Source organism: Streptomyces sp. NBC_00285, from assembly GCF_036174265.1.
In the GTDB taxonomy this organism is placed as follows: Bacteria; Actinomycetota; Actinomycetes; order Streptomycetales; family Streptomycetaceae; genus Streptomyces.
In genome coordinates this window covers 220448-233693 of the sequence record NZ_CP108055.1, presented here as the reverse complement: position 1 = coordinate 233693, position 13246 = coordinate 220448, and the positions used below count along the sequence as shown (strand labels likewise).

The window sequence follows — 13246 nt, the reverse complement described above, 5'->3', positions numbered from 1 at the left end:
GCGGACGCGGCAGATCGTCGGGGCGCTCGGAGCCGGGAACACCGGACAGGGCTGCCCGAACCGCGCTCAGGACGGTCTCGCGGCCGTTCATCACTCGGTGCATGCGCACCAGGGGGTGCCAGGCACCGTCGCGGATATCGCGGTGCCCACCGGTAGGTCCGGGAGGAGCGCACGACCTCGTCGGTGCGGGCGGCGCGCCTGGCCGTGCGCACCCGATGTTCGCGGCGCGGTTCACGGCGAGCGGAGACGTGTGGGCTGCGCCGATGAGTTTCGGGCCGGCGGACGGTCCTATGGACGTATCCGCCGTCGGCCGCGACACGAGAGGCAGAGCCTGATGAACCACCTGACCGCACTGTTGGAGAAGTACGTCGCCGAGGGAGCCTTCCCCGGAGCGGTCGCCCTGGTGGACCGCTCCGGCGAGGTAGAGGTCACGGCCGTGGGATCGACGGAGCCCGCAGGATCGGCGCCGATGCGGGCCGACACCATGTTCCGGCTCTCCTCGGTCACCAAGCCCGTGACCGCCGCCGCGGTACTGGCGCTCGTCGACGACGGTGTGCTCACCCTGGATGCGCCGATCGCGCACTGGCTGCCGGAATTGGCGTCCCCGAAGGTCGTCCGCACTCCCGCGAGCGAGCTGGACGACGTGGTGCCGGCCAGCCGTCCCCTCACCGTGGAAGACGTCCTGTCGTCCCGCTCGGGATGGGGCTTCGGAGCCGACTTCACCGCGCCCGCCCTTCAACCCCTGTTCGCGGACGTGGCCGTGTACAACGGAGGTCCGCGGTCGCCGCTGAGTCCGGACGAGTGGGTCGCCGCCCTCGCCGGCATTCCCTTGCTGCGGCAGCCCGGAGAGGCGTTCCTGTACAACGCCAGCTCTGACCTGCAAGGCGTGCTGGTGGCACGGGCCTCGGGGCGTGGGCTGCCGGAGTTCCTGGCCGAGCGGATCTTCGAGCCGCTCGGGATGAAGGACACGGCCTTCGCCGTACCGGCATCGGAGCGCGACCGCCTCACCCCCTACTACCTGACAGCCCCTGACGGCACCCACACCTTCGCCGATGCCGCCAACGGCGCTTGGTCCACCCCGCCCGCCTTCGCCTCGGGCGCGGGGGGCCTGGTGTCCACGGTCGCGGACTGGCACGCCTTCGGCCGCATGCTGCTGGCCGGCGGCGGCACGATCCTCTCCCCGGAGTCCGTACGCCTCATGACGACGGATCACCTCACCGCGGACCAGCGCGACGAGGGCACCCTCTTCCTCCAGGGCCAGGGGTGGGGCTACGGCGGGTCGGTCGACGTCACCGCCGCGGAGCCCTGGAACACCCCCGGCCGCTACGGATGGGTGGGCGGCACCGGCACCGCCGCGCACATCGACCCGTCGACCGACACGGTCACCGTCCTCTTCACCCCCTGCGGCCTGCCCGGTCCTGCCTTCCCCAGGTGGATGCGCGACTTCTGGACCTATGCCGCGACCGACTGAGTGTCTCCGTGGGTGGTCCTCGGCCGTTCCGAAGCGGTGTACGCGGCCTACAGCCCTGGACGGGAGGCGAGCATGGCAGCGCCGATGCCCGTCCCCCGGGTGCAGGGGGGTTGGCCAGGCTGCGGTCGTGAGCGGGCGTCCGCCCCAGCGGATGCCTCCCGAACGAGCGACCCTGCGGACGCTGCTGATCAAGCCGGAGGTTAAGGATCAAGCTCAGGAAATGCGAGAGTCCTGGTGTCCGTGAGCCAGTACTCGTCGGGTTGCTCCCAGCGCCCCGTTCGTCACGTCAGGCGTCGGTGCGTAGCGCCTGACGAGCGGCTTCCTGAAAGAGGCGATACGGATCCGCTTCGCATCGGCTGCCTCGCGGAACCGAGTTTCCTGATCCTCTTGAGGCGGGCAGCCGACACGGATCGCAGTGCGTGCCCACTCGGAACAGAGAACGTGCCATTCCCGCATGGCGTGATGCAGCAGTTCTGCTTCAGTGGCCACCGCAGTCGGACCGATCATGCTCACCCGTGACGCCGTGGCGCTGAGACCCACCCAGCACTGATGCATCTCGAACAGGCAGTCCTTCCACACCGCGGGGGAGCCCTCCGGGGCGGTCAGCTCATCGAAGAGTTTCCATAGCTGTCCGTTGAGCACGCGGACAGCGGACACATAGGCCGAATAGGCCTCGACACGCACGTCGTGCAGCCACCTGTATCGCTCCTCCTCGAGCTGCTCGCGCTGATGCTGTCTTTGACCGCGAACTGATATCCACCCACCCCCAAGCGCTCCCAAGGATCCGACGACAGTCCCGAGCACCCCCACCACCGCTGCATCCATACGAGGGTTATGGGTACTTTCGACTGCCCATAACCCGATCGCCCGGCTCTAGCCGGCCACACGAATGGGCCCCGACAGCGCCGGTCAAGGCTGGCTTCTGCAACAGCGCCCAACAGATCGGCCATTTGCGACCGGCTACCCGCACGTCCTGAAACTCGCCGCCCGCGTCCGGCGCGCCAGCCTCGCCCGGGCCGCGCACAACACCTTCGTCGCCGCCGCCTGTCCCGTCTCGATGCGGCCGCCCCGGTTTCGGCGCGCTTGCGGACCGGCGCATCGTGCACCTTCGGCGCCGCTGGGATGGCGACGGCGATGAACCCGCGACCTACTTCATGGAGGTCGGCTCCGACGGCCGCAGATTGCGTCAGGTAGAGCTCGCCGCCGACGGGACCGCGCTCAAGAGCGGTCCCAACGACTGGACGTTCAATCCGCCCGTTGTGGACCTCTTTGACCCTGAGTGGGCGGACAAGGAAATCCACCCGGACGAGTTCGAGACAGCATGGCTCCGAGCACGGCACGTCGACAGCCAGTAATAGGGGGCGACGCCACCGTGCAGCAGAGCCAGGACGGACCAGATCAACTGAGACGGCGAGTGAAGCGGACCAGATCAATCGAGATCGGGGCCCGATCACCGAAGACGGGACACCGCCGGGCGCCTCGCACGAGCCTGACCGCCATGTCCTGTGCCACTGGATCTTGACCGTTTGCCATCGGACTTTGACGGACACGAGTTTGTGTCATCGGAGTGTGATCGCCGACCTGCACTTATGTGCAGTGTCCCGTAAACGTGCAGGTCGGAGCGTTGCGATCGTCGTGCAGGCTGCTCGTTTTGTGGGGACGGTGGGGTCAGGAAGGCTTGACCGCCGAGACTGGGGTGACGGTCACCTTGTTGTCGCACTCGGCCCACACCCCGTCGTTCAGGGCGACCTGGTGCTTTCCGGAGTGCGGCAGCCCGATGACCATCGTCGGATACGCCTTCGGGGTCTTGCCCGATACGCAGTAGCCGTCGCCCTCCCCCTGGACCTGGACGAAGGTCAGCTTCACCCAGGCCTTGCCGTGCGGTCGGACCGTCACGGTGGCCGCCCTGCCGGTGGGGGTGACCTTGAGCGGGGTGTTGTGGGCGGGGGAGCCGTTGCTGGCGCCCGCGACTGTCGGGTGGCCCTTCAGGATGCACGTCTTCCGGGAGGCGTTGGTGAACTGCACGACCGCCGCTCCGGTCCCGGTCCCGACGGGCGGGTGGGTGGCCTGCCGGGCGCTGACCTGGAGGGCGGAGGCGGGGCAGGCGGGCGGCGGGGTGGAGGTGGTGGTGCTCGCCGCCATGGCGGTGCCGGGCAGGATGCCGGTCACCGCCGCCGCGACGGCCGTGAGCGCCGTCGTCGCCAGAGCCGCCCTGTGAATGCTGTTGCTGTGCCGCATGCTGTAGTCCCCCTGAGTCGTCGCGTCCGCGGGTTTCGGTCGTCGGTTGTTGCCCCGCGGTACGCGTGGTCGTGGTGGTACGTGAGTGCAGACAGGGCGGGAGAGCGGCAGGGTTCCGTACGGCGACTATCTGTGACGGAACGGTGACGGCAGGCTGCACCCGTGCAGACGGCCGTCAGAGCAGACAGAAGGACCTCCAGCGCGCCCTGGGTTTTGCCACGCCCCGGCGCGCACCGCAGGTGCGCTGAGTCGCTGACCTGCGGTGATCAAACTCCGATGACACAAACTCGCGTCCGTCAAAGTCCGATGGCAAACGTTATTCCAGCAAGATCCACTGGCGAAACTCTCCGCATCCGCGGACAGCGGCGCCCATGAATCATGGTCACTTCGCCACTCAAGATTCCTCATCGCAGGTCAGAGTGACCCCCTCAGGGACGACTCAGTGACACAGGACATCCGTCAACTCAAGCGCTCAACCGCGTTCGATGGTCGATAGTGCGTCACGCTGGTTCGACGGGGAGCCACAGCTCGCACGTCGCGGTGCTGAAATCGTCCGCGCGCTCGAGGACCGCGACGACCGAGGGGCCCGAGCGCAGCCGCCACGGGTTGGAGGGGAACCACTCGGTCGCGGTCGCCGCCCAGGTCGTCTGCAGGGCCTGCGGATGCGGTCCGCCGGTACGGAAGACTGCCCACATCCCAGGTGGTACCTCGATGGTGTCGAGCCCGTCCGGGACCGATGTGTCCCGGCTGAGGGCGACTCCGTGCAGGTAGGTCAGTTCACTGCCCTCACGGCTGTCGGGATCGAGGTCGGCGGTGACCTGCAGCAGTCCCTTCGGTTCGGTGTCGCTGAGGGCCTTGAGCCGCAGATGCTCCTCCGGCGGCAGCGCGGCGATGTGCTCCTGGATGTGCGGGTTGACGCCCTGGTGAATGAGCGGAACCCGGGTTGCGTGTCCAGTCAGCCGGAATGCGGGGCGGTCGACGAGGCGGGTGTCCATGGGGGTACTCCCTTCAACAGTCAGGCGGAACCTGAGCTGCGGTTGTGTGCGCAGAGGGCCTCCGTTGCGGCGCACGTCACCGGGGCCGGCACCGTGGACCGCCCGGAACGCGCGTCCGAACGCCTCGCTGGAGCCGTATCCGTGCCGGACGGCGATACCCAGCAGATCCCCCCTGCCACGGACGACGTCGGCGGCGGCAACTGTCATGCGGCGCCGGCGCACGTACTCCGACAGCGGCATACCGGCCAACGACGAGAACATCCGACGCAAGTGGTACTCGGTGGTGCCGAGCGCCGCGGCCACCTTGCCGACGTCGAGCTCCTCGGCGAGGTGCTCCTCGACAAGATCGACAAGGTGGTTGAGTGCCGAGATCATTAGGAAGCCTCCCTTTCGACTCCCACCCTGGCAGCAGGCACCCTGGCAATACCCGACCGCTGCGATCCGATCCGGTCAGGCGCCTGGACTGACGCGGTTCGCCACTTGATCGCGTCCCGCCGGGTGGTGTAGTCGGTCAGCGGACCGGAACTCGCAGGTCACGCCGGGGACTTTGACCGGCCGGAGCGCTCACGACACCTCACCGGGCCGCTTTGTGCTCCGCGTCCGACGGAGAGGGCATCGCGAGCCGGGTACCTGAGCCCGAAGCGTGTGATCGCTTACACCACCTCGCAGGATGCGACCTCCGCCCCCGTCGGATGCCCTTCTCGCTGAGGATCACCAGGCCTGGTGGCCCTCCGAAATCCTGAAAACCCTCTGGGCAGCGATGTCGGCGAGACACGACCCCCTATGGGCTGGCCGTGACCATCGACGGGAAGGAAACCCGCCGGCAGATCCGGCCCGCGCCCACGGCGTCGACCTGCCGATCAGCCAGCCGGTCGTCGGTGTTCTGTTCGTGCTGTGGAAGCCGTTCCGTATGGCGCCCGCCTGTGCCGATGCGCTGGATCACCGGCATTGCTGTCCTGAGGACCCCTCTCGCCTTTGTTGATCACCGACCGGACGGCTTGTCTCGTGAAGGCGCGGGGTCATTACGACAGTTTGAGGTCGGCCCACTGCAGATTCATGGCCTGCCAGGTCGACGCGTTCGCGGGCTTGATCACTACTGTCCGGCTGCCCGCGGCGGACACCGTGACCGTGCCCTGGACCGTGATGTAGTCATCCCAGTTGGAGGTTCGCGCCACCTCCACCGTGGTGCTGCCCACGCCGGTGTCGAGGGTGAAGGCGGTGGCGCCGTAGGCGGCCGAGACCCGCGCTCGTACGGTATACGTGCCCGCGGCCGGGAACGTCACGGTCCAGGAGGCCGTGGCGCTCGTGCTGGTCCAGTAGCCGATGTCGGGCGGGTCGTTCTCCAGCTTGATGGCGCTGCCGGAGAGGGTGGCGGTCGCGGCGGTGAGGGCGAGCGCGCCGTCGGCACCCGGGGTGAGAGTGATCCCGCGGACGTTGACCGACTGCCAGGTGACGGACTTGTCCGGGCGCAGGTAGACGGTGCGGTAGCCGGATTCCGGGACGGTGATCTTGGTGGTGACCGTGGTGTAGGTCGACCAGGAACCGGTGCTGGGCACCACGATCGCGGCGGAGCCGATGCCCGCGTCCAGGGCGAGCCGGGAGGCGGTGGTCGCGGCCACGGTGGCGGTCGCCGTGTAGGTGCCGGGAGCGTCGAAGCGGACCCGCCAGGTGGCGTTGTCGCTGGAGCTGGCCCAGTAGCCGATGTTCGCGGGGCTGTTCTCCAGCTTCATGCCGCCGTTGTCGAGGGCGGCCAGGGCCGGGGTCAGGGCGAGGGATTTGTCGCTGCCCGGCAGGACCGGGGTCTGGACGGGCGTGGTGAGGGAGGAGGTCGGCTTCGTTGCGATGCCGCCGGAGTTGACCTCGCTGGCCACGGCGATGCTGCCGCCGACCGTGTTCACGGCCACCAGACGCACGTAGCGGGCGCTCACCGCGCCGAACCGCGCCTGCTTGACGTTCTTGTCGCCCGCCCAGCTGCCGGATACGGCCCGGGTGAAGGTGCTGCCGTTGGTGCTGGTGTGGACCTCGTACGAGGTGATGTTGCCGGTGGTGACATACGCCCCGGCGCTGTCCTTGTCCTCCCTGGGCAGGTATTCGAGGGTGTCGAGGTTGGTGAAGGTGGCGCCCAGGTCGAGGGTGACGGACTGGGGCAGCGAGCCTGTGGTCTGCCACAGGGACTGGAACTTGGTGCCCTTGGGGTGGTCGATCAGACCGTCCACGGCGTTGGCGGCGGTGCCGCTGGTGGCGGTGACGGCCGCCGGGGTGACCGCGTGCAGCAGGACGTCCTTCTGCGCGGGCAGCGCCGGCCGGGAGGTGTCCGGGGCCCACGCCGCACCCACCTGGGCGAGGCGGTTCACGATGTTGGTGTCCAGCAACCCGTCAGGGTTCGGCGGGCAGTTGAGGATGAAGGTGCAGTGGACGGGCTCCAGCACCTTCAGGTGGCTGTCGACGATGCTGCTCACGGACAGCGGTGTCGCGGTCGGCGTCGAGGGATGCCAGAACCAGCCGCCGGTGATGGTCTGTCCCTGGCAGCTGGCGTAGGTGTTGTTGGCCGGCGCTTTGACACCGAGCGGTTCCTCGTAGAAGAGGATGTCCTGCTCCCAGGGCTCGCTGTGGCCGTTGATGTCGACGATGAGGAGGTTCGGCTGCATCGCCTTGATGTGCTCGCGGATCTCCCCGTACGGGATCTGCCGGTGCCCCGCCTGCCAGGCCCAGCCGTCGAAGACCAGGACCGGGATGGTGCCGTAGGTGCCGCCGAGCAGTTCGGTGAGCTGGGCCTTGATGAAGTCGATGTCGGCCCGGGAGACGGAGCCGGAGGCGATGCCCTGGTTGCGGTCCCAGATGGAGAAGTACATCCACGGCTCCACACCCGCGGCCCGGAAGGAGTCGACGTACTTGCGCACCACGTCCTGCTTGTACGAACTGTTCATGACGTTGTAGCTCGTCTGCTTCGTGGGCCACAGACAGAAGCCGTCATGGTGCTTGGTGGTGAGGATCGCGTAGGTCATCTTCGCCGACTTCGCCGCCGCGGCCCACTGTCCGCAGTCGAGCTTGGTCGGGTTGAAGGACAACGGGTCCTGGCCGGGCGACACCCACTCGGCATCGTGGTAGGACCCATGTTGTAGTGGATGAACATGCCGAACCGCATGTCCACGAACTTCTGTTGCAGCGCCTGAAGGTTGCCGGCCGTCGCGGCCGAGGCGGTCCCGGCGGTCAGGAGCGAGCCCCCGAGACCGCCCGCCGCGGCCATCGTGCCGACCGTTGCCATGCCCTTCAGCACGTCCCTGCGCCGAAGGTTCCTTGCGTGGTGCTCGTCCACGGCTTCTGCCCTTCCTGGGTGCCTGTCAGCTGACTCGCAGAATGATTGAACAGGTCATGACATTCCCAATTGATCGGAGGGCTGCGTGACCCAAAGCTTCTGGTACGGCTCGATTGCCCTGTTTTTAAAGTGTACGGCTTGACCAATCTGGGGTGGCTCGACGAAAGATAGGATGTTAGTCCTGAGGCGTCAACAGGCGGGGACGTAATCGTCACTGAGCGCTCACCGGCGCGCCGGATGCCGGGGAAGCCGCCATGTCCGGTTCGGCGGGAGGCCGCGCGGGAAGCGACTCGCCCTTGGCGAGCACCTCGCCGCGCAACGCGCCCATCGGTATGGATCATGCTTCGTCGTTGACACCGCTGCCGGCTCCGCGACTGCCGGACGCTGCCCGCCGCCGAAGCCACGATCCGCCTCGCTCGGTCGGTAACTGCACCACGTGCACAACGGAGAAGACGAGACGGCACCCGCCCGGCGGGACACCTGCTTCGGGCACGCGGAGAGCCCCCCCATCACATGCCCTTTGCGTGCCGGTCAGTTCGTCGTGGGGAACGCGGACGCGATCGGGGTGTGCTTGAGCAGGCCGGCCGGGACGGCGTCGGCGAGCGCCTGGTAGCCGGTGGGGTTGAGATGGAGATGGTCACCGACGTCGTAGGCGGGGGAGAGCAGGCGGGGGTTCTGAGGGTCGCGGACCGCTCGGTCGAAGTCGACGACGGCGTCGAACCGGCCGCTGGTGCGGATCCAGTCGTTCACCGCCTGGCGGGCGGCCTCGTGGGCAGCGGTCGCGTCGTCGTAGCCGTTGCCGCCGAAGGGCGTGAGGGTGGCTCCGTAGACGCGGATGCCCTGAGCATGGGCGCGGGTGATGATCTGCTGGTAGCCGGTGACGAGGTCGGCTGTGACCTTCTTCGTTGCGGAGTCCGTGGTTCCGGCGCCGCCGATGTCGTTGACGCCCGAGAAGACGAAGAGCCAGCTGACGCCGCTCTGGGCCAGGACGTCGCGGTCCACGCGGGACAGGGCGCTCGGGCCCAGGCAGTCGCGCAGCACGCAGTTGCCGCCGGCCGCCTGGTTGAGGATCGCGATGCCGGAGGTGGCGGGGCGGGACTGAAGCCGTGCCAGGAGCTGGTCGGGCCAGCGGTTGTTCATGTTGGTGGTGGAGCCGCGGCCGTCGGTGAGGGAGTCACCCAGCATCACGGCCGCGGCGGTACCGCTCTTGGACCACGCCTCGATGCCGCTGAGGAAGTACCAGTGGTCGACCGCCGTGGCACCGGTCAGATCGGCGTCGTCGAGATGGTTACCGGCCAGCATGTACGAGGTCGTGCGGGAGCCGGGGTGCGAGGTGATGGAGGTGGACGCCTGGCCGGTGGCGAGGTAGAGCGTCACGGTCAGGTTGGTGCCGGGTTTCACCTCCAGGTCCAGCGGGTCGCTGACCGCCTGTGCGGCCTTGGGGATGTCGATGCCCGGCTGCCCGTCGAACGTCACCGGCCGTGCGCTGGCGGGCACGATGGCGCTGACGCCCGCCTTGCCGTCCGCCGGGAGCGCCACGGACGCCGATGTGACGGGCAGGTTCGTGCCGCCGAACGCGTTGGAGAGGCGTATCCGTGTGTACCGGCCGCCGACCGTGACATGCACGGTCTGGCGCAGGGTGGCGTTCTCGAACACGCGGTTGCTCTGGGTGAACGGTGCGGGCGGCATGTTCGACGACTCGGTCAACTGGGGCATGGCCGCCCAGGTGTTCACCCAGTGCGCGCCCTTCGTCGTCGGGGTGGCGTAGCCGGACGAGTGGGACGTGCCGCCGCGCGTCGCACCCGCCGCCGAGGGGATGAGGAGTCCGGCGGCCGTGACGGCAAGGGCGACGATCAGGCTCACCAGCGCTGGTGTTCGCTTCATGGACGACATACCTCCGTCTGTGAGGGCATGTGCTTGAGGGGGCTGTGCTTGGGGGCCTCGCGGTCTGGGCGTGGTCGGCCGTCCCGCCCCGGTTCCTGAGAGGCCGGTCAGCTCAGCCGGGTGCTTTCCGGCGGACCGAGGTAGCTGTACTTCAGGCCGCCGGTGTCGATGACGAGCTTGTTGAGTACGACGGTGGGATCGACCATCCAGAACTTCAGTACGTGCCGTCCTGCGGTGTCGATGCGGTGGGCGGTACTGGTGCGGTTGACGTTGTCCGCGGTGTTGCGGCCCCACTGGTTGTTCATGGTGCCGTCGTCGGAACCGGTGGCGGCGATGACGTTCACCGTCTGCGGTGCCTGATCGTCGAAGGAGACGGCGTAGCGCAGTCCGGCCGTGGGCAACGTCGCGTTGCGTGGCGCGAGATGGGCCCAGACGGTGACTGTCCCCGTGGTGAACAGGCTGGTCTCGTACTCAAGGCGCGGGCCCGAGCCGGGAGTTCGGGCGCCTGTGGTGACGGGGAACGGTTCCATGCCGTCGCCTGTACGGCCGATGCCGGGAACGCGCTGCCAGCGGACGCCCTGTGCGGGGACGTTTCGGGAGTGGTGCGCCGCCTCGACGGCGACGTAGCCGTTGGCCTCGATGAACCCCGTCAGCCGGGAGCGGGGGATGGACGGGTTGTCGACAATGGCCTGCACGGTGACCGTCGTTCCCTCCGAGCCGGTGACGGTGACCGGGACGCTGCTGCGGCCCTTGGGAGCGCGTTGCCAGTCGACCCCGAGCGTGACGCGTTGTTCCTTGGCGACGGTGCCGTGGGGGCGGTCCACGTTCAGCCACGGGACGCCCGTGCTGATGCCGTATTGGAAGGACGTGGCCCCGCGGTTGAAGATGTCGATGTACTGGGCCGGCTGCGCCTGGTAGGGGCTGAAGGCCGGCAGGACCGCCTCTGCCTGCTCGTGCGGCCACCATGCGGGGGAGCCGTCGATCGCCACGGCCATCGCGGCCGAGGCGGGGACGGTGATCCGCTGGACGGCGGGGTAGATCTGGTCGGGCTGCGGCGGGTCGGCCCAGGTGGCGTTGTTGCCGTAGCGGGCCTTGTCGCCGTAGCCGATGTGGGTCTGGGTCTGGAAGCCCTTCCACTTGCCGCCGGCGGTCTGCTGGTTGAAGCGGTCGGCGAGCGCGACGTCGTCGGCCAGCCGGGCCTCGGCGGTTTCGGCCCGTTCGTTGGTGGCGGCCCTTCCCTGGGCCGCGTAGAGGATGTTGGTGAACTCCGCCTGCCGCAGCAGATACAGGTTGGCGGTGGCCGCCACCTCGTAGCCGGCCAACTCGTACCACGCGTCCCTGTCCTTCGCGGGCAGCCTGGACGAGATCCTGTCAGCCTTGCGGGCCAGGTTCTGCCACTCCTGCGTGACGCGATCTAGCTCGCGGTAGTCGGTCTGGCTGAAGGGGGTGGCCGTGTCGTTCGTGATGATCGCCGACGCGCTTGCGGGGTCCTTCGTCGGATCGAGGCTCTGGCGGCGGTTGAGCAGTTCCGGCTTGCGGCGTGCCTGCAACTGCGCGTAACCGCGAAGCACTTCGGCGATGTCGTGGGCGAGACGGCCGTCGAAGTTCTGCCGGGCGTACTGGAGGTCCCACTCGGGCAGCTCGTCCAGGCTCCATCGGTCGGGGGCCCAGGCGTAGTCGAGGAAGAACTGCGTGGGCCGCTCGTTGCCCTTGACGTCGCCGGAGTTGGCGACCCACAGTCCGTGGCTGCCGTAGGCGTGGGTCTGGTGGAGCTGGTCCCAGATGTTGGGGATCGTGTTGGTGTCGATCCACTTGTAACTGCGGCTGCCGCCGACGTAGTCGAAGTGGTAGTAGAGGCCGTAGCCGCCGTTACGCGGATCTGCCACGGTGTCCGGGAGCTTGCGGACGTTGCCCCAGTTGTCGTCGGTGAAGACGATCGTGACGTCGTCGGGGGCGCGCAGCCCGCTGTCCCAGTAGTGCTGGACCTCTTTGTACATCGTCCAGACCTGCGGGATGGTCGTGACATCCTTGCCGGTGACGTCGGCGAGGATCTGCCGCTGGGCGGCGATGATCTGCCTCATCAGCTCGATGCCGTTGCCGTCGCTCAGCGCGGTGTCGCCGTTGCCGCGCATGCCGAGGGTCACCACGCCCTCGAAGTCCTGGTCGACCATGCGCTGGATGCCCTCGCGCCAGTACGCCTTGATGGCCTCGGCGTTGTAGCGGAAGGACCATTCGCCGGTACCGCCGTAGGGATCGTGCCCCGCGGTGACGATGTTCCCCTGGCTGTCACGGACGGCGGCCACCGCGTGGCGGTTCCATTCTTCGATGCCGCGCATCATCGGTGCTTCATGGGAGGTGCCCATCACGATGCCGTACGCCTTGGCGGTGGCATGGTTGTGCGGGTCGTCCTCGGCGAAGGCCCGGCCCCACACCGCGGGCCACAGGTAGTTGGCCTTCAGCCGCAGCAGCAGTTCGAAGATCTTGGCGTAGAAGCCGGAGTTGAAGCCCCCCGCATAGCCGGGAGCCTTGCCCGGCCCGAACACCGCCGGAGCCCAGGTGCCCAGGGCGGGGTTCTCGTCGTTGATGAAGAAGCCGCGGTACTTGACCGCAGGGGTGCCCTGGGTGTGCAAACCGGGCAGGACGTACAGAGCGTCTCGGTGGACGGGTACGACGTCGTCCCAGTAGTACCAGGGGGAGACCCCGATGCCGCGCGAGACGTCGTAGGCCCCGAAGACGGTCCCGCGCTGGTCGCTGCCGGCGATCACGAAGGCGCGCTCGACGCCCGGTACCGGCCGCTCCACCACGGTCTGCAGCGCCGTCTCCCACTTGCCCTCGACGGCGCTCACGTCGAGTTTCCCGGCGGCGACGAGTGCGTCGATGAGCGGGCTGCGGCCGATGGTCCCGATGATCGCGATCTCCCGTGCGCGCGGGGCCGCGTCGTGGACGACGGCCGGCCGCACGCCGGTCACCCGCTCGATGTCGGCTTGCAGGTCGCCGACCACCCGGACGACTCCCGGCCAGTCGTCGTCGCTGACCACCAGCGGCACCGCACGACCGAAGCGCACCAGCGGGAAGGCACCCGGGGCGGGGACGAAGGAGATGTATGACGCGGGGTCGGTGGGACGCACCGACCGGTCGGCAGCGAATGCCTCACCGGACAGTCCCAGCGCGGAACCGAGGGGGGTGGCGAGCGCGGCGGCACCCGCTGCCCAGCCCAGTACGGACCGTCGGCTCACCGGTGGTCTGACGTCGTCATGCATGAGAACTCCTTGTGGTTGCTGCGCGTTTCGCGGCATCACCGGGTCCCGACCGGGCACGGCCGCGGGAAGGGCAGGGGGCGGG

9 protein-coding genes are annotated in these 13246 nt (G+C 68.4%); 2 read left to right on the top strand and 7 right to left on the bottom strand.

All coding sequences use genetic code 11. The features are described 5' to 3' along the window. Window positions 1–334 precede the first annotated feature (334 nt). A complete protein-coding gene (locus OHT57_RS01165; RefSeq protein WP_328743920.1) occupies window positions 335–1471 on the top strand; it encodes a serine hydrolase domain-containing protein in 1137 nt (378 codons plus the stop codon). Window positions 1472–1684: 213 nt separating this feature from the next. On the opposite strand, the gene OHT57_RS01160 is transcribed toward OHT57_RS01165, so the two are convergent. After that, complete coding sequence (locus OHT57_RS01160; RefSeq protein ID WP_328743919.1) at window positions 1685–2155, bottom strand: hypothetical protein; 471 nt, start codon at window positions 2153–2155, stop codon at window positions 1685–1687. Window positions 2156–2571: 416 nt separating this feature from the next. Here OHT57_RS01160 and OHT57_RS01155 point away from each other — a divergent pair, with 416 nt between their 5' ends. Continuing rightward, on the top strand, window positions 2572–2826 hold the full coding sequence (locus tag OHT57_RS01155; RefSeq protein ID WP_328743918.1) for a hypothetical protein: 255 nt from the start codon (window positions 2572–2574) through the stop codon (window positions 2824–2826). Between the two features lie 313 nt (window positions 2827–3139). On the opposite strand, the gene OHT57_RS01150 is transcribed toward OHT57_RS01155, so the two are convergent. The 6 genes from OHT57_RS01150 to OHT57_RS01125 form a co-directional block, all read right to left on the bottom strand. Continuing rightward, window positions 3140–3709 carry a DUF4232 domain-containing protein gene (locus tag OHT57_RS01150; protein WP_328743790.1) on the bottom strand — a complete coding sequence of 190 codons (570 nt, stop codon included), beginning with the start codon at window positions 3707–3709 and terminating at the stop codon, window positions 3140–3142. Window positions 3710–4209: 500 nt separating this feature from the next. Next, on the bottom strand, window positions 4210–5079 hold the full coding sequence (locus tag OHT57_RS01145) for an AraC family transcriptional regulator (RefSeq protein ID WP_328743917.1): 870 nt from the start codon (window positions 5077–5079) through the stop codon (window positions 4210–4212). A 406-nt stretch (window positions 5080–5485) separates the two neighbouring features. Further along, entirely contained in the window at window positions 5486–5647 is a 162-nt protein-coding gene (locus OHT57_RS01140; protein WP_328743916.1) for a hypothetical protein, read from the bottom strand. A 79-nt stretch (window positions 5648–5726) separates the two neighbouring features. Next, window positions 5727–7793 (bottom strand): alpha-L-fucosidase, encoded by a 2067-nt coding sequence (locus OHT57_RS01135; protein WP_328743915.1) that lies wholly within the window; start codon window positions 7791–7793, stop codon window positions 5727–5729. Window positions 7794–8551: 758 nt separating this feature from the next. Next, window positions 8552–9904 carry an SGNH/GDSL hydrolase family protein gene (locus OHT57_RS01130; RefSeq protein ID WP_328743914.1) on the bottom strand — a complete coding sequence of 451 codons (1353 nt, stop codon included), beginning with the start codon at window positions 9902–9904 and terminating at the stop codon, window positions 8552–8554. A gap of 107 nt (window positions 9905–10011) precedes the next feature. Beyond that, window positions 10012–13164, bottom strand: a complete 3153-nt coding sequence (locus OHT57_RS01125; RefSeq protein ID WP_328743913.1) for a glycosyl hydrolase 115 family protein — start codon at window positions 13162–13164, stop codon at window positions 10012–10014. Window positions 13165–13246: the final 82 nt, after the last annotated feature.

Coding starts and splice junctions, on each gene's coding strand:
- OHT57_RS01150 (WP_328743790.1), bottom strand. CDS start 3,709: ATGCGGCACAGCAACAGCATTCACAGGGCGGCTCTGGCGACGACGGCG.
- OHT57_RS01130 (WP_328743914.1), bottom strand. CDS start 9,904: ATGAAGCGAACACCAGCGCTGGTGAGCCTGATCGTCGCCCTTGCCGTC.
- OHT57_RS01165 (WP_328743920.1), top strand. CDS start 335: ATGAACCACCTGACCGCACTGTTGGAGAAGTACGTCGCCGAGGGAGCC.
- OHT57_RS01125 (WP_328743913.1), bottom strand. CDS start 13,164: ATGCATGACGACGTCAGACCACCGGTGAGCCGACGGTCCGTACTGGGC.
- OHT57_RS01145 (WP_328743917.1), bottom strand. CDS start 5,079: ATGATCTCGGCACTCAACCACCTTGTCGATCTTGTCGAGGAGCACCTC.